We start from the raw sequence: 21,109 nt of genomic DNA, 5'->3' as shown, positions 1-21,109 counted from the left end.
ATGATTGAAAAGGGAGGGCCCGGTGCCCTCCCTTTTTTCGTTCCTGCACAATCCCCGCTAGATGGCGCCGCGATAGGCGGAAAGGATGTCGCGTGGTGGGACCTGCGCCTGCCTTCGCGCGATCTTGTCAGGGGTCAGCCATGAGAGAATCGCGCCGTTGTCCTGTCCGGCCTCGAGCGCCTCGCGCACCCACCGCGCAATGGTCTCCGGATGATCGCCGATAACATTGACCACCGCCTCGCGCGCAGCGCGGTTGGCTTGCGGTACGCGGGCGTGTTCCCGAAAGAAGCCCTCTGTCATCACGAGACCCGGGCTGAAGCCGCCGACGCCGTAGCACTGCCCCTCAGCTTCCGCCGCAAGCGCGCGGGTCATGAATGTAAGCGCCGCCTTGCTGGCAGCATATCCGTTCATGCCGGGCACGGGCTGGCCATCCCATCCCGCGCCCAGCATGTTCCAGATCTCGCCAAGGCCCTGCGCGCGCATGCCGGCGATCGCGACGCGGCAGGCGTTCATCGTGCCGAGCACGTTGATCTCGATCATCCGCGCGAAATCGTGGCCATCGATGTCGGACAATGGCCGGCCGGTCAGCGCGAGGCCGGCATTGTTGATCCACCAGTCGATCCTGCCCGCTTCGCCCGAAACCTTGTCCCACAGCGCCTGCACCTGCGCTTCCTGCGTGATGTCGCAGGCAATCATGCGCAATTGCCCCGAGCCGACGGCTTGTGCGCCTGTGTCGACGACACGGGGGCTGCAGCCGAAAACCCTGTGACCGGCTTCGGCAAGATCGAGGGCGATGGCTCGGCCCAGGCCCTGCCCTGCCCCGGTGACCACGGCGACGCGTCCCTGGCTTTCAGTCATGTCCTTGAAAACTCCTTTCGCGGCTCAGCGATAGATCCAGCCGCGATATTCCCGTCCTGCGACGCGCTGCGGCAGGAAACGATCCAGATCGGCCTCGCGGGCGATGGCGGACAGCGCCCGCGAGGCATTGGCGATCACTTCTTCTTCGTCCCAGCGGGTCGAACGGCCATTCTCGATCAGCTTCTCGCCGGCGACGAAGACTGAGTGGACCTGGCTCGCATGACCGCCCCAGACCAGCGAACCGAGCAGCCGGCGCCCCTCCCACGTCGGCGCGATATCGGCACGCGCGACATCGAGCATGACCGCATCGGCGGCCTTACCCACTTCAAGCGAGCCGCACTCGCTTTCCATCAGCAACGCCCTCGCGCTGCCCAGCGTGGCCATCTCGATGACGGTTTCTGCATTGAGCCAATGGCAATGCTCGGGTCTCTCGCGGCCCTGCGCGGCCTGCGCCTTCACGGCAATGTTCTGTCCAAGGATCGCATGGCGCATGTTCTCGAACGGGTCCTGACTGTCGCTCACCAGCGGCGCATCCGTGCCGAGGCCCGGCAGTATCCCGGCGCTGAGAAAGTCGTGCAGGGGAACGCCCTGCCCATCGAAGAAGCGCAGCGTCGGAACCACCGCAATCCGGGCATAATGCTCGGCGAGGATCGCATATTCGTGGGGCAGCAGGTTCACGCCCTTGCCGGCGTAGATCGGACCGTGATCGAGCAGGCCATGCCTGCGGTACCAATCGACCTGCCCGCCTTCGAACCCCTGACTGCGCAGCAAGGCGCCGCGGCTGTTGTCGGTCATGTCCACGCCGAAGGGTATGCCAAGCGCCAGCGCGCCCTCATGAATACGGCGCATGTCTTCAGGATCGGAACGGAAGCTGTAATTGACGAAGCTTGCGCCCACACTCACCCGGTCACTGGCGAAATGCCGCAGGCGTTCGACTTCGCAAAGCCCCTCCTCGACAGTCTCGCGACCTGACTCGGGGATGCGGTCGTCGACGATGCAGCGGAACAGAAGGCCGCGCATGCCGCTCTCGGCAATGGCCTGCCAGCTGCCCTCGACACTGTCCTTGCGGACATTGGTGAAATGCTCGTCATGCGTGGCCGTGTAGCCTGACTTGAGCATCTCCAGCGCGTGGAGGCGCACCAGCGCGTGAGTGCGCTCGGCATCCATGCGCCCGCTCGCAGCGAAAAGCTGTTCAAGCAGGCTGCGCACGGCCTTCGGGATATCGAGGACCGGCCAGCGATCGTCGTTGTAGCCGCGAAAGGCATTCTGGATCAGGTGATTATGGCCGTTGCCCATGCCGGGCATGACGACCATGCCCCCGGCGTCGATCGCCTCGCGCGCCTTCGGCATAGCCTCGCCCATCGCCCCGACCGCCACAATCCGACCATCGCGGAAAGCCAGGAATCCCCGTGTATAAACCGTGCGCTGCGGATCGAGCGTCACGAGGTAGGCATCACGGATTAGCGTATCCGCGATGCCTACCTGCGGCTGGGGGCCGGTAGTCTCGATCACCCGTCCTTCTCGGCCTGCGCGAACTTCTTCTCGTCAAGGTCGTAGAAGCTGAGCGCGAAGATGCTGCAGACAAGGAAGGCGAAGGGAATGAACGAAGCGAGCCAGTAGATCGCCGTAATCGCCGAGGCCGGCTGCGCCTGACCGGCGGCATTCTGGATGTAGCCGGTCTGGCCGAGCACGATCCCGGTCAGGGCCGCGCCCAGGGCATAGGCCAGCTTCTCGACGAGGGTATAGACGGCCGCGAGCATGCCTTCGCGGCGCATGCCGGTGCGGCGATAGTCCCATTCCATGGTATCGGGCAGCAGCGACTGGCCGAACAGCAGCACGGCGCCGCCCATGCCGCCCAGCGCCACCGCGCGCAGATAGACCATCGAAAGCGGCTCGTCCGCACCGACGAAATACCAGCTGAGATAGATCGCGCCGTATAGCAGCGTGCCGGCCATGTAGATGTTGCGTTTGCCGCGCAGCTTGGCGAGCCTGACCCAGATCGGCTGAACAAGGATCATCGTGCCGTAGAAGACCAGGAAGTAGATGCCCATCTTCGCATCGCCCAGCTTGAGCACGCGCTGGAAGAGGAAGGGCATGGCCGCCTGCGTGACGGCCAGCGCCATCAACTGCAACAGTTTCACCAGAAGCAGGATGATGAAGGGCCGGTTCCCCGCGAGAGAACGGATCTTCTCGCTCCAGCTCGCCTTCACTGCGGGGCTGAAGTGGAACGCCGCACTGCGGGTCCCGATGAAGCAAGCCAGCGATGCGCAGAGCACCACCACGGCGAGGAACACGGACAGGACAGTGTGACCCGGGCGCCCGCCTCCCGCGAGGCTCATCAGTTCCGGGCCGACGAACACGGCCAGCAGCGAGGCTACGGCAACGGCGGAGACGCGGAAGGATATCAGGCGCGAGCGTTCGTGGAACGAGGACGTCATTTCGGCCGGCATCGCCATGTATGGCACGCTGAACATGGCGTATCCGGTCGCATAGACCAGCAGGGCAATGACGAAGAAGCTGACCGAAAGCGTTCCACCGCCCGCCGGAATATTGAACAGTGCCAGCGCAGCGATAGCCAGCAGGATTCCGCCCGCCAGAAGGAACGGGCGACGGCGGCCCATGCTGGAACGGGTGCGGTCGCTAGCCGCGCCGACGACCGGATCGATAAAGGCATCATAAAGCTTGGACGCGGCGATCAGGCCTCCGGCGAGAGCGGCGCTGATCCCGGCATAGTCGACGACATAGCGAAGAAGCAGGACGTTGACCGAATTGAACAGCGCAGCGACTGCCACCGTCCCCAGTCCCCAGGCAATGCAGGTTTTGACCGGGAGAGTGGTCGGCAGGTCCGACGGGGCGGCCTCCGACGTGTCCGGGGCAGTTTGAACAGTGGCAGTCGATACGGTCACGCAATAAGTCTCCGAACCTGTCAGTTTGCCGCAGAGCGGACGGATACGGGCACTTCAAGGCCCGCTCGTTCTAGAATTTCCGGCACTGAACGATGCGTGGCCGCAATCGGTGCGCCGGCCACGAGCCGGGCGAAGCGCTCACGCTCGGCGGTGATGGCCGCGGCGAGTTCGCCGGTGGGGACGAATTCGTCGATGTCTTCACGCGTCACGGATCCCTTCGTCTCGAGCAGGTACTCGGTCACGATCTGGCGGTCGCGCATGACCCACACTTCGGAGAACAGCGCCATGAGCATGCGCGCGACGTCGGTCACGCTTTCCGGTCCCAGGTAGTCCTTGCCGGTCGGTTCCATCATGCTGCCTCCGCTTGTGCTTGTGCGCCGGGCTTCATCGCCCGCGTGATCCAGGGGTATTGATCCCGACCGATGGCATAGGATTCGACGTTCACGAAGCCGGCTTCGGCCAGCATCTCGTCAAGGCTGTCATGCAGCACGGCCGAAAAGAAGGGCTCCTCGCGATTGTCAGTATCCCAGTCGAGGATGACCGCATGGAAAATCGATACGGCGCGGAACGGCGGCGGATCGGAGATGACGATGTCCGCGCCCGGCTTCATGATGCGGAACATCTCGCGGAACATCTCGCGATTGGCCTTGGGCGGCAGTTCGTGATGCAGGGCGTAAGTGATCACGCCATCGTAGCTCTCGTCCGCCTCTCCGGTGTCACAGGCGCAGTCGGCCAGCTTGAGGTGCACCGGAAAGCCGAAGCGCGAGGCCATCTTCTGGCCATTCTTCAGCAGCAGCGGCGAGAGGTCCGCGCCGTGCAGTTCAGCCTCGGGGAATACCGAATTGACCGCCTTGAGCGTGGAGACACCCCCACAACCCGGTTCGAAGATGCGCCCGTAACTGTCCTTGGGGAACTGCTTGATCGTGTTGACGCGCTGGCTGGTGATGTCATCGCCAATACCCACGGCAGCATAACCGCCGAGGCTGAACACATAAGGGCCTACGCCATAGGCGAAAAGCGCGCCGTAGAGATCGTATCCATCCCAGCCGCCCGGCTCGAGGTGCCATTCGATACGGTCATAATACTTGGGAACCGGCACCGACGCATTGAGGTCGAGCGTTCCGAGCAATTCGGTCTCGGCCTGGGCAGCGTTGAACGCCTCGAACTTCTCGCGCCGTTCCTCGATCGCAGGGATACCGCGATTGAAGTTCTCTTCGGCCACGTAACGCTGGAAGAAGCGCTCGAGCCGATACACCGGATCGGACTCGCAGACCTTCCTCGCCTCGGCAATCCGCTCGCGCGGGGACAGTTCGGGTTCTTCCGCCTGATGATCCGCGGCCAGTTCCTTACCCCGCTGCGAGGCATCGAAATTCTCCGCCGCGATCGGCCGAAGCACGCCCGACGAAAATTTCTGCAGGGCGCCCAGCACCTGCATTCCCGCCCGGCCGCGCTGCGAGAGCGTGAAGGTCGGCACGGAGCCGGCCTTCAGCGTCTTGTCGTCGAGGTTGGTGAGAAAGGTCATGCGAGTTCTCTCCTGTCTTTCTTTTCCCGGCCCGCTCAGAAGCGTACCGAAAGGTCCGCACCGATGGTCCGGCGCTGGCCGGGATAGATGCGGGTGTAGCTCACACCCGAAGTCGGGCCGCCGTCGGCTGTCGAGGATACGACGGTCGTGCGGGCGATATACTTGTCCTGCAGCAGGTTCTTCGCCCAGATTGCGAGCTCATAGTTGCCGAACTTGAGGCCGGCGCGAGCGTTGAGCAACGAGATCGATCCCTGATTCTGCATGTTGAGGCTGGTCGAGTACTTACCTGCCTGCCAGCTGTAATCCGCCCGGACATAGCCGTCGAGGCCATCGACGATATCGGGGATGGTCCAGGCCCCGCCCAGCGCGAACTGCTTGTCCGAGGTGCGCGCGATCTGGTTGCCGCCGACCGACGAGGTGCACATGCTTTCGTCGACCGTCGAGTTCGCCAGTTCGCCGCAGATGAACGAGACTTCGCCGTCGATCACGCCATTCTTGTACTTCGGATCGAGCAGTGCGCCGCTGGCGGTGAGCTGGATGTTGCGGGTCAAATTGTAGGCGATCTGCCCCTCGATGCCCTTGACCTCGGCATTGCCGTTGTTGCCGACCACCGAGAGGGTCGAGAACGGCAACTGCTTCTGGGCATTGATGTCCTTCCAGTCGACGTAGAAGACGTCGGCATTGATGGTCAGCGCGCCGCCCAGCCAGCTGGTCTTCACGCCGGCCTCGTAGGTCCAGTTGGTTTCCGCGCCGTAGGTGAAGTATTCGGTGGCGGCCGCGTTGGCATTGAAGCCGCCGGTCTTCACGCCGCGGGCCGCCGTCGCATAGACAAGCAGGTCGGTGCTCGGCTTCCAGTTAACCGAGAGGCGCGGGGTCAGGTACTTGAAGGTCTGGTGCCCTTCGACGCCGAGCGCCGAGCCGGTTCCGCTGAAGTCCTGATCGTCGATGGTATAGCGCAGTTCGCCCTGGATGTTGAACTGGGGCGTGATCTCGAAACCGAGCATGCCATAGATGGCATGACCCTTGGTCTTGAGAATGCCGCCACGGCTCGAATAGACCGGCGGGAAGCTCGTGCCGGGCTCTGTACCGAGCGTCTGGAAGTTGAGCGTCAGGATGTCGGAGACCAGCGAGTCGTAGTAATTGACGCCGACCATCCACGATAGCGGCGCGCCAGGCTTCGATGCAAAACGCAGGTCGTAGTTCCAGTCGGTGGACTTATCCGTCGCCGCATTGGTGAAGAGCTGGCGCGACAAGCCGCCGAACAACGGCGAATTGATCGCATCTGGATTGCCGGTCGTGTCGATCAGAAGCGCGAACTTGGCAGTGGTGTAGCTCACCAGCGCAGTCGCATCGAGCACCTCACCCGAATAGGACAGCTTGCCATAGTAAACTTCGTTCGAACCGGTCAGGCCGAATGCGGTCTTGTCGTCGAGATTGAACTCGGTCGGATAGGGCACTTTGCCGCAGAAGAACGTGTAAAAGGGTTGTCCATTGACCGTTGTGGTCGAACCGCAGTTGTTCAGCGTGGTCGGCAGCGCATAAAGCGAAGGCTGGTCGTTCTTGGTTTCCGAACGCACGCCGAACAGGTCGAGCGTGAGATTGTCGGTAATCTCGGCCTTCACGGCGGCGCCTGCGCTCCAGCGGTCCTTCCAGCCGTCCAGGTATTCCCCGTCGAGGTCGTTCTTGATCGTTCCGTCGAACTCGGAGAAGCCGCCGAACACGCGCACGGCTACGCCGCTGGCGATCGGCAGGTTGATCGCGCCCTTGGCTTCGTGGCGATCGAAATTGCCCAGGGTGAAGGTGGCGTGACCCGAGAACTTCGTCGGGTCGGGCTGCTCGGTCACGTAGTTGATCGCACCGGCGAAGGTATTGCGACCGTAGAGCGCGCTCTGCGGGCCCTTGACTACTTCGATCCGGGCAAGGTCGTACTGGTCGAAGGCCAGCGCCGAACGGTTGTTGAGATAGACGCCATCGATGAAGATGCCGACATTGCCCTGCGGTCCGGTCTGGTCGATCTGCGCAACGCCGCGCAGTACCGGCGCGGCATAGGCGCCGTTGACGTCCTGGAAGGCCAGGCCCGGGGTCGAGGCGGCAAGATCGGCGAGCGAGGAGATGCCCTTCTCCGTCAGATCCTTGCCCGAATAGGCCGAAATCGCGAGCGGCACGTCCTGCAGCTTTTCCGAGCGCTTGCGGGTGGTGACAACGATGACGTTGCTCTCACCGGCTGACTCGGCCTCCGGGCCGGTGGCCGAATCCTGCGCCATGGCGGGAGCGGAAATGGCAGCCAGCGCCATGGCTCCGGAAAGCAGGGCGATGCGCAAGTGGGTCGTACGCGATGCAAAATTCTCGTTCATTCGATCCCTCATTCGTTTCTTGTTGATGCCTTGCCCCGCGAAGCGCGCCTCCCGCGCACCGAGGCGATTACTCGTCGTCAGTCAGGTACAAATGCGATGAGATCGAGCAGGGCATTAGCGCCCGGCACGACCAGTGGTCCCCCGATCTTCATGGTGGTGCTTGCAGGCTTCACGCCCGGGAACCACGACGCCCATTCCTCGATGGAATCGGCGAAGTGGGTGCCTTCGTCGTGGAAACAGGCCCGGCGCACGATGTTCTCGACGCGGGTGCCGCCGGCCTCGCAGATGGCCGCTACATTGCCCAGCATGTAGCGCATCTGGTTCTTGCCCGGCAGACCGTACCACGGGAAGTTCTCATGCCGCAGCATGCCTTCGGCAAGCACACCGCGCGAATCGCAGGCCATCTGCTGCGACAGGAACAGGAAGTTGCCGACCTTGACCGCCTGCGGCTCATGGCTGAACGGCTCGGGTGCGTCCGAAGTCTCGACCCGCTCGATCCTGAGTGCGGCATCGTCGGCCAACAGAGTCAGCGCTATCTCGACACGGCTGCCCCGCGTGCCCAGGCCCATGTAGGGGATGACGCAGCGCGCCGGCGGGTTGTCCTTGAACCAGCGCTTCCAGGCCCGGTCCAGGCCCGCATAGTCCGAAGGATCGCCGATATAGACATCCGCCTTGACCACATTCTTCAGCGAACCGCCCGCGGCCTCGGCAATCTTCTCCAGTTTCGACAAGGTGTAGTCGGTCTGCACCTCGATGTCCGAACCGTACCAGACGTGCGGATTGGTGCGCGCCTCGCGGGCCAGTGCACCGGCTTCGCCCATGCTGCGATATTCACCGTAGTCGCCTTGCCAGTCGGTCGGCACTTCACCGGCCAGGAATATCCAGTCGCCGCGGCGCAGCGCCGGAGAGTAGCCGGCAAGCGGGGCAGGTACGCCTTCGGGCGCGGCGAAGCCTTGCGGTTCGCTGCCGTCGACGATGGCAATGACGTCGATCTCTATGCGGGCATCGCGCACCGGCAGCGCGCGGATGCTGACCGCGGTCGATGCCGGGCGCGGATCGCGGATAAACTCGTTGCGCACATCGAGGTACGGCGTGATGCGCAGTCCTTCGGGATAGCAGTCACCCGAAGCGAAGGCTTCCATTGACGGCGTTTCCCAGGGGAGCCATTGCCAGATCCGGGCAACGTCCTTCGCGAGATCGGCGCCGCCCGCGGCGAGCGTGCGCTTCAGCGTTTCCATGACGAAGCGCGACTGCAGCGCCTGCTCGTCGACCAGATTGCCGTTCGCGGGGATCGCTTCAGGCGCAATCCCGGTCTTGAAATCGCTGGCCAGCTGGCCGGAAACAAAGATCCAGTCGGCGGCTTTTACCGCTGGCGAATAGGGCATCAGCGGCTGGGGAATGTCCGGCCAGATCGCCTGCGGCGCCTTGGGGTCAGTCACGTACCTTGGCTCCTTGGAAACGTAGTGAAGAGAAATCGAATGCGAATTTGTTCAAACCAGACCGCCATCGACCACCAGCGTGCGCCCGGTGACCCAGCCGGCATCGCCGGAAAGCAACATCGCCACGGCGCCGGCGATATCCTCGGGCTCGGCAACGCGCGAAAGCGGCGTCTGACCGGCAATGCCGTCCATCGTGTCGTCGTCGATCCATGCGGTCATCGCCGTGCGGGTTGCGCCCGGGGCGACGGCGTTCACGCGGATCTTGCGACCGCCCAGTTCCCGGGCGAAGCCTTGCGTCAGACTGGCCACCGCGGCCTTGGTCGCGCAGTAGAGCGTCAAGCCCGGAAGCGGCGCGACGGCGAGATTCGATCCCAGGTTCACGATTGCGCCCCCCTCTCCCATGTGCGGCAGGCAGGCCTGCGTCATCAGCACGACGCTGGCGACGTTGACCGACAATTCGCGGCTCACCGCAGCGGCCGACATTTCGCCGACAGCCATGGCCGTGCAGACACCGGCATTGTTTACCAACGCATCGACCGAACCGAACCGCTCGACCACCGCGCCGACCATGGCCTCCACCTGCGCGGCATCGGTAACGTCTGCGCTCACCGCCATGGCCTCGCCGCCTGCACCGACAATGTCATCGACGACGGCCTGGGCCGCTGCAGGATTGCTGTTGCCATGAACGACCACCCGGTGGCCCCTCGCCGCCAGCAGACGGGCAACGGCAGCACCGATTCCACCCGAACCACCGGTGACGATAGTTGCTCCCTTGCGCGCTTCAGGCATCAGCAAATGGCCTCGCTCAATTGATCTTTTGATATAGCTATAATACAAAATGAATAGCGTCCAGAACGTGTGTTCGCGTTGCGTGCAGGCAGACGCTGAAAACTTCCCGAGCAAAGGCATCAAGTTGTTGGAAAACAGTCATATTAACCTGGATAAAGGCAATTCCACCACTATCCGCAGTGCGGATATGGGGGCGCTCAGGACCTTCGTTTTCACTGTCGCCTGCGGTCTGCTGGCTGCGAACCTGTACTACGCGCAGCCCCTCATCAGTGCGATCGGCAGCTCCCTTCACGTGGCCGAGACGACTCTTGGCCTGATCGTGACCCTCACCCAGATCGGCTACTGCCTCGGCCTGCTTTTCGTGGTCCCGCTCGCGGATCGGATGGAGAACCGGAAGCTCGTCTGCATCCTGGTCGGGATTGCCGCGCTGGCCATGGCAAGCGCCGGGCTCGCCACGAGCGCGACGGTCTTCTTTGCATCGGTTGCGATTGCGGGGCTATCGTCTGTCGGCGCACAAGTGCTGGTGCCGCTCGCCGCCCACCTGTCGCCACCAAGCCAGCAGGGCCGGGTAATCGGGACGATCATGGCAGGCCTGCTGACCGGTGTCATGCTTGCCCGGCCGGTTTCCAGTGCCCTTGCCGGGATCGGTGACTGGCGCCTCGCGTTCCTGCTCCCCGCAGGTCTGCTCGGCATCCTGGCTGTCACGCTATGGATGATCGTACCCGACTATCGGGGCAGTCGGAATCTCGGCTACGGCGCGATGTTGCGCTCGATGTTCGGACTGCTCGCGCAGGAGCCCGTTCTGCGACGCCGCGCCTTCTACCAGGCTTGCCTGTTCTGCGCTTTCAACCTGTTCTGGACAGGGGTGCCGCTGCTGCTGAACCGGCACTTCGGTTTCGGGCATGAGGAAATCGCCCTATTTGCCCTCGCCGGCGCCGGCGGAGCACTCGCGGCCCCCCTCGCAGGCCGCATGGCCGATCGCGGCCTGACCCGGATCGGCTCGGGACTGGCCATGCTGACCCTTGCCGTCAGTTTCGCACTGATGATCCCGGCGACATTTGCCGGCATGGTGATCGTGCTGGCCCTGCTCGCCATTGCTCTCGACGCCGGGACCCAGGCTAATCAGGTGCTCAGCCAGAACGTGGTCTACAGCCTGCGTCCCGAGGCCCGCGGCCGGATCAATGCCATTTACATGGCCATCATGTTCGTGGGCGGCGCAATCGGTTCGGCGCTGGCCCCGCTGCTCTACATCAAGGGCGGCTGGAATGCCTGCGCCCTGGCAGGCACGATCCTCGCCCTTGTAGCGCTCGGCACCTTCGCCACGGAAAAGCGCCCGGCACGCGGCGTTCAATGACATCAAGGGCCGCCCGTGCATCTGCTCGGGCGGCCCCAGCGATAGGTATGGATCGCGGGCCCGTCAGTGAGGGTCGGGAAAGAGGCCCGCGTACCTATGGAATGCGATCAACGCTCGGGGCGGGCCCTTGCCATGCCGCCCAGCACCTTCCAGGTCCCGTCCTGCACGATCCAGGTATGCGTCACCTCGTAGTGCTGGTCGACAGGTGTACCGTCGGCAAGCATGGTCCGATGCGTCTTGTAGTAGACGACGGCAGTATCGCCGTTGAGCGCCATGTCGAGAAAAGTCATCTCGAGCCGCTCCTTGGTCTTACCGGCCATCGACGCACCGGTTGCGCGCAGCCCTTCGTTGCCCTTGGGCACCTCGTTGAACGGCGGCCAGGCGATGTAATCCGTGGCGGTACTGGCAAGATACAGGGACAGGTCGCCGCGACTGCGGCCCTCGTATATCGCCAGTTCCTTCGGCCAGATCTCGTCCTTCACCGCAGTCCAGCGCCCGGTGTGCGCATGCCGGACGACCGGGGGCACGGCACCCTCTTCCCGGGCCATGGCACAGCCGCCGCCTGTCAGCGCTACACAGGCCATGGCAATCTTCATGATTTTCACGCAGCGTTCTCCGGAAGCGAGGCAGCCAGTTCACTGGCTGTAACAAATCGGGTCTCGGCTTGCGCGGCGAGCCATTCCAGCAGGCCTTCGAAAGCACCCATCCGGAACGGCAGGCCCATGACGTAAGGCGTGAGGTGGAGCGGCAGCACACGCGGCCCGCTCTCCGCCGCCAGCCAGCCGAAGGCGTCCTGCATCTGCTGGACGTAGCTTTCAGCCGAATGCTGCTGGACGACGATGATCTGGCGGTCCGACAATTCGTGATTGTAGGGAACGCTGACCAGTGACCCGGCCTCGGTCGTCTGCAAGTAGGGCAAATCGTCGTTCACCCAGTCGAGGCAATAGCCGAAGCCTTCCTCGACAAGCAGGCGCGGCGTGTTCCAGCTTTGCTGGCGCGCGATCGACAGCCACCCCTTCGGCGCCTCGCCGATCGCGCCGGCAAGCGTGTCGCGCGCCTTGACGATCATCGCGCGTTCGTCCGCTTCCGGTACGGTGCTGTCGATGGTTGCATCCATGTCCGTAGCGTGCGCGACGATCTCGTGCCCGGCCGCGACTACGTCGGCGATGATCGAGGGATAGCGCTCGGCAATCGCGGCATTGACAGCGATCGTCGCCTTCACGCCGACTTTCGCAAATGCATCGAGCAGTCGGTAGAAGCCGACCCGCGTCCCGTATTCGCGCGCAGTGTAATGGCGATAGTCGGGATAGGCGGTCTGCATGTGCCCGGGTGCGGCGAACGGCGCCTTGCCCGGCACGATCGGAAACCATTCCAGGCTGACGAGCGGCGCCACCGCCATCTTCGCTCCACCGGGCAAGCGCAGCGGCTCGCGCTCATGAATGTTCGACCAGGCATAGAGATGGTGATCCATACCGCGGCGGCGCATCGGGTATTCGAGATAGGCCGGATCAAGTGTCATGCCCGGTCCTCCCCGCCCCTGACGGCATAGCGCGCCGCGTCTGTTTCAGCGGCCTCGTAGGCGCCGCTGGCAAGGAAATGGTCGGCAATATCGCCGCTGCGGGTAATCCAGGCCCGGCCGTCGGCGGCAATGTGCCTCAGGACTTCCGCAAATGGCCCGATGCGGTGCGGCTGGCCGATCAGATAGGCGTGAAGCGGAATGCACATCACCGTTCCCCCTTCGTCCGCCAGCCTGTCGTACTGGCGGATCAAGGTTTCCGCATATTCGCGCGGGCTCATGTTGTAGACGAAGAAGCCGTAGTGATCGTTGACCTCCAGGCTGTAGGGCATCGAGATCAGCTTGCCGCTTTTCACATGAACCGGATTGGGCCTATCGTCGTGATAGAGGTCGCAGGTATAGGTCAGCCCATATTCGGCTATCAGGTCGAGCGTGCGCGGCGTGTGCGTCAGTGCCGGCGCCAGCCAGCCCTTTATCGTCTGCCCCGTCGCCTCGCGGACGGTACGGATCGAATCCTCGATGATTGAACGTTCCTGCGCCTCATCCATGCCGTAGGAATACCGTGTGTTGTAAATGCCGTGGCTGAAGAACTCCCAACCGCGTGCATCCGCGTCCGCGACGATCTCTGGCATATGCTGGCACATCGAGACCGAAAGGCTTACCGAACCCGGGAAGCCATACCTCGTCATGACGTCGGCCATGCGCCAATGGGCAACGCGATTGCCGTAGTCGCGGTGGCCATAACCTACGACGTCCGGGTGCACGCGCGGCCAGGACTTGCGGTGCGGATTGGCCGGTGGGTCGATTTCGTAGAACTCGAGGTTTGGAGAAACCCAGACGGCTACTTGCTTGCCGCCGGGCCATTCGAGCGGCGGCCGGTCGCGCCAGGGACGAAAGTCGTAAAGCCCGGGATCGCGCTCGCCTTCCCTCATGCCGCGCCTCCCTGCCGCGCCTCCAGCCAATCGACCACTTCCTGCACCGGCACGACATCGGCGTACTTGAGCTGCAGGTCGGTAAGATTGGCGAAGTGGTAGGATTCGTGCTTGTCGGCGCAGGTCTCGATCGGGACAATTGTCCGATAACCCCGGCTCAGGCTATCCACCGCGGTGGCGCGAATGCAGCCCGAAGTGGAGCCCCCGGTTACGACCACGGTATCGACCTTGTGCCAGACGAGCAGGCTCTGCAGCGGCGTCTCGAAAAAGGCGCTGGGCATGCGCTTGGTGTAGATGGCATCGACCGAAGCATCGATTTCACAGCGATCGTCGAAAGCATGTCGGCGGCTTTCGTACTTGATGTTCTGCAGCGAGTCCGGCGTATCGGTCCGCGTCCCCCAAACTCCTGCATCCGCGGCGCTGTCCATGTAGGCGACATGGGTCCAGATCACCGGCATGCCGGCATTGCGCGCAAGCGCGGAGATCGTGTTCACGTATTCGATTTGCCGTGGATCGGTCTCGTAGGCCGTCTTGAATTCATCGATGCGCGTATAGGCGTTCTGGAAATCGACATTGACGATGGCCAGCTTCTCGCCGAACCCGAACCTCGCCCGAGCCGGATTGGCCATTACGTCCTCGAAGATCTGGCGTGCAGTGCGATCGTCGCGCACCATCCGGGTGCCGGGAATGGTCATGCGAAAGTCCTCAGCTTTTCGGTTGATTGGTCTGGAGCCGACCAGCCCTTGGGAAGACCGGCATCGGCGATGAAACCGTATAGCGGCTCGCCAGGCAGCGCGGCCGCGACGACCCGGCGCGATTCCATCAGTCGGTCAAGGTCGATCCCGGTGCGGCACCCTTGCGATTCCAGCATGAATACAAGGTCCTCGGTAACGATGTTCCCGCTGGCACCGGGTGCAAAGGGGCAGCCGCCCAACCCGCCGATCGAGGAGTCGAACGTGCCGATGCCGACTTCAAGACCGGCCAGGACATTGGCAAGACCCACGCCGCGCGTGTTGTGCAGGTGCAGCCCGGTCACGGCCGCGTCGCCCACCTCGCCGCGAACCAAGCGCACGACGCGCTGCACCTCGTGGGGCGTGGCATAGCCGGTGGTATCCGACAGGCCGACCTCGTCACAGCCGGCCTCCATCAATGCCGCGGCGAGCCGCAGGATCGTCGAATCCGAAATCGCTCCTTCCAACGTGCACCCGAAGACGGTCGACAGGCTGCCCTCGAAGTGTGGCCGCCGCTCTTTGGGAAGTTGAGCGAGCATCGCGCAGATTTGGCGCACTTCGCCCAGCACCTGTTCGTGGGTCTTGCGCAAGTTGGCGAGACTGTGCGTCTCGGACACCGAAAGCGGCAAGGTCAGTTTGTGGACGCCTGCAGAAATGGCATCGGCGGCACCGCGACGGTTTGGCACCAGGGCTGCAACCGTCACGCCTTCATGCCTGCGCGCATGAGCGACGATTTCGGGCGTATCGGCAAGCTGCGGGATCAACTTTGCCGGAACGAAACTGCCGACCTCGATCTCCCTGACCCCGGCGGCGACGAGTTCGTCGATCCAGACTTTCTTGGCTTCGGTAGGCATGACCCGCTTGACGTTCTGCAGACCGTCGCGGGGCCCCACTTCACTCACCAGAATGTCCATGACTATCGTGACCTCGTCCGAACCAGCTCAATAATTGTTCTATTTCTATATCAATTGAACCCGGATGCAAGGGCCTGCCGTCAGGCGAATGCTCGCCTGCCGATCAGACCGGCATCGAATCAGCCGTAAGTCGGCGAAAACTGTCCCTGCTCATGCATGTCGAGCGTGATGCGATAGCGGTCGGCGCGGTAATAGGCATTGGTCACCAGCACCGTCCGCCCCTTGTCGTCTTCGACCAGACGCTCGACGTGCAGGATCGCCGCCCGCGGTTCGGATTGCAGTTTCTCGGCAAGGTCGGGGTCTGCAACCATCGCCTCGATCGTCTGGACAGCACCGCCGATCCTGACCCCGGCATCGCGCAGCAGCGACAGTATCGGCAGTGCAGTGAGCCGCTCGGGCGTGACCGACACTCCCAGCCCCGAACGCATGTGGCTCACGATCAGACCCAGCGGGCCCGACTTGCCCGAACGCAGCCGCACTGCGCGGATCGCCGGTTCGCCTTCGGCGATGCCCAGCTTTTGGGCGGTCGCCGCAGAGGCCGGCTCGGTCGTCACTTCGATCACCTTCACCGCCGTATTCTGACCGAAGGCGATCAGCGATTCCACCGCCTGGTCGATATTGGCCTCGATCGGCTTCGACGGCCTGCGGAAAATCACATGGGTACCCAGCCTGCGACGCCTTTCGACGAACCCGCCCATCGCCAGTTCGTCCAGCGCCCGTCGCGCCGTGATGCGCGAGACGTTGTAGTTGTCGGCCAGTTCCATTTCCGTAGGCACTGAAGATCCGAAAGGCCTGTCGCCGCGCGTGATCTCGTCGCGCAAGGTGAGATAGATCTGGTGGTACAGCGGAATGGCCGCCCCGCGCGCGAGGTTGGAATTACCTGCGCGGCTTCCATTCGCAGCCGACCTGTTCATCACTACCATATCCGCTCCAAAACTTCGTGAGCCACCCTAGACCGCCCAGTACTGCTTCGCCAACACCCCCGGCGCATTGATCGCCACGCGAACATTTGCATCATCCATGTGACGTGCAGCCGATCAGCCGATTGCATTGCCTCCAACATTTGTACTATTTATATATCAATTTGAAGCTGAAGATTGCAATAGAGCGCAGGGGAAAGACACTTTGGACATAGCGCGCGAACCGGATTCGAGCGGTCCGGCACCGCTTTCGGGAATTACCGTCATTGAGTTCACGCACATGGTCATGGGGCCTTCGATCGGCGTGATCCTTGCCGATCTCGGTGCCGACGTGATCAAGGTCGAACCGCCCGAAGGCGATCGCACGCGCAATCTGCTGGGTTCGGGCGCCGGCTACTTCCCGATGTTCAACCGCAACAAGCGCAGCATCTGCCTCGACCTCAAGGCTCCGGAAGACCTCGCCCAGGCGGAGCGGCTTTGCGAGAAGGCCGACATCCTCATCGAGAACTTCCGCCCCGGCACGCTTGCCCGTCTCGGCCTCGGCTACGAAAAGCTGAGCGAGGCCAACCCGCGCCTGATCTATTGCTCCGCCAAAGGCTTCCTCAAGGGGCCTTATGAAAACCGTACGGCGCTGGACGAAGTCACCCAGATGATGGGCGGCCTCGCCTACATGACCGGGCCTCCGGGGCGCCCTCTTCGCGCAGGTTCCTCGGTCATCGACATCACCGGCGGCATGTTCGGCGTGATTGGCATTCTTGCCGCGCTCGAACAACGCCACCGCACGGGTCGCGGCTCACAGATCAAGTGCAGTCTCTACGAGACCACGGCTTTCCTCGTCGGCCAGCATATCGCGCAAAAGGCCGTGACCGGGGCGGCCGCGCAGCCGATGCCCGTGCGCATTTCGGCCTGGGCGATCTACGACGTGTTCGAAACCGCCAATGAAGGCGAGCAGCTCTTCGTTGGCGTCGTCAGCGACGGCCAGTGGAAGACGTTCTGCGAAGCCTTCGGACTGAGCGAATTCGCAGCCCGCACCGAATGGGAAACCAATAACGAACGGGTGAAGGCGCGCGATGAGATCATTCCGCAGGTCTCCGCGCTATTTCGTTCGATGCCGCGCCAAGAACTTGTGTCCCGCCTTGAAGCATGCGGCCTGCCCTTCGCCCCGATCGTTCGGCCCGACGAGCTCGTCGACGATGCGCACCTCAACGCAGCCAACGGCATGCTCGACGTGACGCTGTCCGACGGCACCGTGGCACGCCTGCCGGCACTGCCGCTGGAGATCGACGGCGCGCGGCCCGGCCTGTTTCGCGACCTGCCGCTTCCCGGCGAGCACGGCGAAGCCCTGCGCACGCAGTTTGCGGAAAAGCCGAAGGGGGGCTGAACGATGCCACGCACCCTGTTCGAGAAACTCTGGGACATCCACCAGGTCAGCGATCTCGGCGGCGGCACCGGCCTTGTCCAGATCGATCGGATCCTGCTGCACGAACGCACCGGCGGGATCGCGCTCAAGACGCTGGAGGAGAGCGGCCGCAAGGTACGCGATCCTTCGCGGGTGTTCGTGACAATGGACCACGTCGTAGACACCCTCCCCGGTCGTGGCGACCGCACGATCATGCCCACCGGCACGCAATTCATCCTCGCTACCCGCGAAGCGGCTCAGCGCGCCGGGGCGACGCTGTTCGACATCGGAGATCCGCGTCAGGGCATTGTCCATGTCATCTCGCCGGAGAATGCCATCGTCCTGCCCGGACTGACACTCGTGTGCCCCGACAGCCATACCTGCACGCAAGGCGCGCTGGGGGCGCTGGCATGGGGTATCGGCTCCAGCGAAGCCGAACATGCCCTTGCAACAGGAACCCTGCGCGTCGGCAAGCCGGCGCAGATGCGCGTGACGATCGAAGGCACGCTTCCCGCTGGCGTCGCCGCCAAGGACCTTGCGCTTCACGTCGTGGCCCGGCTCGGCTCTGGCGGCGGACGCGGCCATGCCATCGAATATGCCGGATCGACGATTGCCGCGCTCCCCGTCGAAGCGCGCATGACCTTGTGCAACATGGCCACCGAACTTGCCGCCTTTACCGCCGTCATCGCCCCCGATGCGACGACGGTCGACTGGCTGGAAGGCCGCGCCTACGCCCCAAAGGGTGAAGACTGGGACGCTGCCGTCGCGGCCTGGGCCGATCTCAGGAGCGACGCGGATGCCCGCTTCGATCGCGAGGTCTCGATCAATGCGGCAGATGTCTCACCGATGGTCAGCTGGGGCACGAGCCCGCAGCAATCGATCGCGGTCGACGCGATGGTTCCTGCAATTGGCGCCCCTGATCCCGATGCCGCCGCAACGACGGCAGATGCCCAGGCCCGCGCGCTCGAATACATGGGTCTGGTCGAAGGCGCGCCCCTGCTGGGCCTGCCGATCGATGCCGCCTTCATCGGCTCGTGTACCAATGCCCGGATGTCCGACCTGCGCAGCGCCGCGCGCTTGCTCAAAGGGCGCACGGTCGCCCCGGGCATCCGCGCCATCTGCGTGCCGGGCTCGAGCAGGGTCAAGGCACAGGCAGAAGCCGAGGGGCTCGACAGGATCTTCCTTTCCGCCGGGTTCGAGTGGCGTGAGGCCGGCTGCTCCATGTGCTTCTTCGCCGGCGGCGAGAGCTTTGGAGAAGAAGAGCGCGTGATCAGCACGACCAACCGCAACTTCGAGAGCCGACAGGGTCCGCGCACACGCACCCACATCGCCTCACCAGCAACGGTCGCGGCTTCTGCCATTGCCGGCAGGATCGCCGATCCGCGGACGCTGGAGGCGCACTGATGGAAAAGTTCCTGACCTTGCGTTCCACCGCAGCTCCGCTGATCCGCGACAACGTCGATACCGACGCGATCATCCCCTCGCGCGAGATGAAGTCGGTAAGCAAGAGCGGGCTTTGCGAAGGTCTTTTCGCAGGCTGGCGCTACAGCGATGTCGATGCACGTATTCCCAATCCCGCCTTCGTCCTGAACCAGCCGGAATACGCGGATGCCCGGATCCTGCTGGGCGGCGCCAACTTCGGTAGCGGTTCGAGCCGCGAGCACGCCGTATGGGCGCTGGCCGAATATGGATTTCGCGCCGTCATCGCCAAGGGGTTCAGTCCGATCTTCAGGGGCAACTGCATTCGCAACGGGATGCTGCCCATCGTGCTCGATCCCGAGCCGTTCGACCGACAGGGGCTCGTGCTGGAAATCGACTTGCCCGAACAGGAAATACGCGCCGGCGCAAAGACCTGGCGCTTCGACATTGACGAGGAAGCGAAACTCATGCTGACCGAAGGGCTCGACCCGATTGCGCTGACCCTGATCAATAGCGCCGACATAGAATCGCACGAGACCGCCGACCGCACAACGCGGCCCTGGGCCTGGTCGGTACTCCCAAAGGGAGACGAGGCATGAGCGAGACGATGCATGTCCCCGTCGTCGTGATCGGGGCCGGCGCCACCGGGCTTTGCGCAGCGCTCGCCGCGACCGATGCCGGCGTCGAGGTCCTCGTGATCGAGCGTGACGATACACCGCTGGGCTCGACGGCGATGTCGACAGGCCTTATTCCTGCCGCTGGAACACCCGAGCAAGCCGAGCAGGGCATCGTCGATTCCCCGGAAATCTTCGCGCAGGACATCGCAAGGAAAACCAAGGGTACAGCCGATCCGGACATGGCGCTGAATCTCTCGCGCGAGTCCGCGGAGACCGTCGGCTGGCTGCGTAAGAAGCACGGTATTCCGCTCGACCTGCTGGACGGCTTCACCTACCCGGGCCACAGCGCCCGGCGCATGTACGGCACCCCCAAGCGTTCTGGCGGAGAGCTCATGGGCTGCCTCCAGGGCGCCGCCGAAGACGCCGGCGTCATGCTGCTGACCAGCGCGACCGTCACCGAGCTCGTCGCCGAGAACGGCCGCGTCACGCTTGTCCGCTTCCAGCGCCCCGACGGCGCCCTTGAGGAAGTGTCCTGCGATGCCCTGATTCTCGCCTGCTCGGGCTTCGCCGGCAATGCCGAACTCGTCGCACGGCACATCCCCGAGATGGCCGAGGCGACGTTTCATGGGCATCCCGGCAACAAGGGCGATGCCTTGCGCTGGGGCGAGCAGCTGGGGGCAGCCATGGCCGACCTCACCGCCTATCAGGGGCATGGGGGACTTGCCGCCGGACACGGAATCCCGATCCTGTGGCCGCTGATCATGCAGGGCGGTTTTCAGGTCAATCTGCAAGGCGAGCGGTTCAGCAACGAGGCCGCCGGCTATTCCGAGCAGGCGGCCAAGGTAAATGCCCAGCCAGGCCATGTCGCCTGGTCCATATTCGATGCCCGCCTGCACGAACTGATGTGCGATTTCGAAGACTATCGCGATGCTCTCTCGGCCAATGCGGTGGTCAAGGCAGGCACGCTCGAAGAGCTTGCCAAGGCGACGAAATTACCCGCCGATGTGCTGGCGCGGACCACGGAAGACGTAGCTGCAATGACCCGCGGGGAAGCGCCCGATCCTTTCGGACGCGATTTTACCGGCAAGCCGCAACTGGCCGCTCCCTGGTACGCCGCCAAGGTGACCGGGGCACTGTTCCATACGCAAGGCGGCCTTGTGGTCGACGATCATGCCCGCGTGCTGCGCGCCGACGGCAGCCCGCTGCCCAACCTCTATGCCGGCGGAGGAGCTGCGCGGGGAATCTCCGGCGACGGAGCAGACGGCTATCTTGCCGGAAACGGCCTGCTTACGGCTACAACCCTCGGGAAACTGGCAGGAAGGGCTGCTGCAGCGCAAGTCGAGGTGAAATAGGGACGAAGCCGCGACCGGCGCCTGTCGCCAGTCCGGTCAAAGAATTTGCCATATATGTATTACATTTGTAGCATTGGTGATCTCCAC

General features: G+C 63.6%; 19 protein-coding genes. 5 read left to right on the top strand and 14 right to left on the bottom strand.

Annotated elements, in window-relative coordinates:
• Positions 1 to 57: 57 nt before the first annotated feature.
• The 8 genes from J3474_RS01655 to J3474_RS01620 all read right to left on the bottom strand — a co-directional run bounded on the left by J3474_RS01655 (position 58) and on the right by J3474_RS01620 (position 9,868).
• On the bottom strand, positions 58 to 858 hold the full coding sequence (locus J3474_RS01655; protein ID WP_207092878.1) for an SDR family oxidoreductase: 801 nt from the start codon (positions 856 to 858) through the stop codon (positions 58 to 60).
• A gap of 24 nt (positions 859 to 882) precedes the next feature.
• Positions 883 to 2,370 (bottom strand): amidohydrolase family protein, encoded by a 1,488-nt coding sequence (locus J3474_RS01650; RefSeq protein ID WP_207092877.1) that lies wholly within the window; start codon positions 2,368 to 2,370, stop codon positions 883 to 885.
• On the bottom strand, positions 2,367 to 3,650 hold the full coding sequence (locus J3474_RS01645; RefSeq protein ID WP_207092876.1) for an MFS transporter: 1,284 nt from the start codon (positions 3,648 to 3,650) through the stop codon (positions 2,367 to 2,369). The genes J3474_RS01650 and J3474_RS01645 overlap by 4 nt, the downstream gene beginning before the upstream one ends.
• Positions 3,651 to 3,784: 134 nt before the next feature.
• The gene (locus tag J3474_RS01640) at positions 3,785 to 4,117 is read right to left on the bottom strand and encodes a hypothetical protein (protein WP_013832380.1); all 333 of its coding nucleotides are present in this window, start codon (positions 4,115 to 4,117) and stop codon (positions 3,785 to 3,787) included.
• Positions 4,114 to 5,286 (bottom strand): class I SAM-dependent methyltransferase, encoded by a 1,173-nt coding sequence (locus J3474_RS01635; protein WP_207092875.1) that lies wholly within the window; start codon positions 5,284 to 5,286, stop codon positions 4,114 to 4,116. Before J3474_RS01635 ends, J3474_RS01640 begins: the two co-directional genes overlap by 4 nt.
• Positions 5,287 to 5,321: 35 nt before the next feature.
• The gene (locus J3474_RS01630) at positions 5,322 to 7,640 is read right to left on the bottom strand and encodes a TonB-dependent receptor (RefSeq protein WP_207092874.1); all 2,319 of its coding nucleotides are present in this window, start codon (positions 7,638 to 7,640) and stop codon (positions 5,322 to 5,324) included.
• Between the two features lie 77 nt (positions 7,641 to 7,717).
• Positions 7,718 to 9,079: a RidA family protein gene (locus tag J3474_RS01625; RefSeq protein WP_207092873.1), complete on the bottom strand. Its 1,362-nt coding sequence runs from the start codon at positions 9,077 to 9,079 to the stop codon at positions 7,718 to 7,720.
• Positions 9,080 to 9,130: 51 nt separating this feature from the next.
• Positions 9,131 to 9,868: an SDR family NAD(P)-dependent oxidoreductase gene (locus J3474_RS01620; RefSeq protein ID WP_207092872.1), complete on the bottom strand. Its 738-nt coding sequence runs from the start codon at positions 9,866 to 9,868 to the stop codon at positions 9,131 to 9,133.
• 187 nt (positions 9,869 to 10,055) lie between these two features.
• Here J3474_RS01620 and J3474_RS01615 point away from each other — a divergent pair, with 187 nt between their 5' ends.
• The gene (locus tag J3474_RS01615; protein WP_207092871.1) at positions 10,056 to 11,222 is read left to right on the top strand and encodes an MFS transporter; all 1,167 of its coding nucleotides are present in this window, start codon (positions 10,056 to 10,058) and stop codon (positions 11,220 to 11,222) included.
• 107 nt (positions 11,223 to 11,329) lie between these two features.
• Here the strand turns inward: J3474_RS01615 and J3474_RS01610 are convergent, their stop codons facing one another.
• From J3474_RS01610 to J3474_RS01585, 6 genes are all read right to left on the bottom strand, one after another.
• Positions 11,330 to 11,818: a nuclear transport factor 2 family protein gene (locus J3474_RS01610; protein WP_242528160.1), complete on the bottom strand. Its 489-nt coding sequence runs from the start codon at positions 11,816 to 11,818 to the stop codon at positions 11,330 to 11,332.
• 5 nt (positions 11,819 to 11,823) lie between these two features.
• Entirely contained in the window at positions 11,824 to 12,741 is a 918-nt protein-coding gene (locus J3474_RS01605) for a polysaccharide deacetylase family protein (protein WP_207092869.1), read from the bottom strand.
• Positions 12,738 to 13,670 carry a polysaccharide deacetylase family protein gene (locus tag J3474_RS01600; RefSeq protein WP_207092868.1) on the bottom strand — a complete coding sequence of 311 codons (933 nt, stop codon included), beginning with the start codon at positions 13,668 to 13,670 and terminating at the stop codon, positions 12,738 to 12,740. The genes J3474_RS01605 and J3474_RS01600 overlap by 4 nt, the downstream gene beginning before the upstream one ends.
• On the bottom strand, positions 13,667 to 14,365 hold the full coding sequence (locus J3474_RS01595; RefSeq protein ID WP_013832371.1) for an isochorismatase family protein: 699 nt from the start codon (positions 14,363 to 14,365) through the stop codon (positions 13,667 to 13,669). Before J3474_RS01595 ends, J3474_RS01600 begins: the two co-directional genes overlap by 4 nt.
• Entirely contained in the window at positions 14,362 to 15,315 is a 954-nt protein-coding gene (locus J3474_RS01590; RefSeq protein WP_207092867.1) for a hydroxymethylglutaryl-CoA lyase, read from the bottom strand. The genes J3474_RS01595 and J3474_RS01590 overlap by 4 nt, the downstream gene beginning before the upstream one ends.
• 119 nt (positions 15,316 to 15,434) lie before the next feature.
• The gene (locus tag J3474_RS01585; RefSeq protein WP_207092866.1) at positions 15,435 to 16,229 is read right to left on the bottom strand and encodes a GntR family transcriptional regulator; all 795 of its coding nucleotides are present in this window, start codon (positions 16,227 to 16,229) and stop codon (positions 15,435 to 15,437) included.
• Between the two features lie 211 nt (positions 16,230 to 16,440).
• Here J3474_RS01585 and J3474_RS01580 point away from each other — a divergent pair, with 211 nt between their 5' ends.
• The 4 genes from J3474_RS01580 to J3474_RS01565 are packed head-to-tail and all read left to right on the top strand — an operon-like array spanning position 16,441 to position 21,022.
• On the top strand, positions 16,441 to 17,616 hold the full coding sequence (locus J3474_RS01580) for a CaiB/BaiF CoA-transferase family protein (RefSeq protein WP_207092865.1): 1,176 nt from the start codon (positions 16,441 to 16,443) through the stop codon (positions 17,614 to 17,616).
• 3 nt (positions 17,617 to 17,619) lie between these two features.
• On the top strand, positions 17,620 to 19,038 hold the full coding sequence (locus J3474_RS01575) for a 3-isopropylmalate dehydratase large subunit (protein ID WP_207092864.1): 1,419 nt from the start codon (positions 17,620 to 17,622) through the stop codon (positions 19,036 to 19,038).
• Positions 19,038 to 19,652 carry a 3-isopropylmalate dehydratase small subunit gene (leuD, locus tag J3474_RS01570; RefSeq protein ID WP_207092863.1) on the top strand — a complete coding sequence of 205 codons (615 nt, stop codon included), beginning with the start codon at positions 19,038 to 19,040 and terminating at the stop codon, positions 19,650 to 19,652. The genes J3474_RS01575 and leuD overlap by 1 nt, the downstream gene beginning before the upstream one ends.
• Positions 19,649 to 21,022, top strand: a complete 1,374-nt coding sequence (locus tag J3474_RS01565; RefSeq protein WP_242528133.1) for an FAD-dependent oxidoreductase — start codon at positions 19,649 to 19,651, stop codon at positions 21,020 to 21,022. Before leuD ends, J3474_RS01565 begins: the two co-directional genes overlap by 4 nt.
• The last annotated feature ends 87 nt before the right edge of the window (positions 21,023 to 21,109 follow it).

Source organism: Novosphingobium sp. PY1 (assembly GCF_017312445.1).
Lineage (GTDB): Bacteria > Pseudomonadota > Alphaproteobacteria > Sphingomonadales > Sphingomonadaceae > Novosphingobium.
This window is presented reverse-complemented; position numbering and strand designations above follow the sequence as displayed.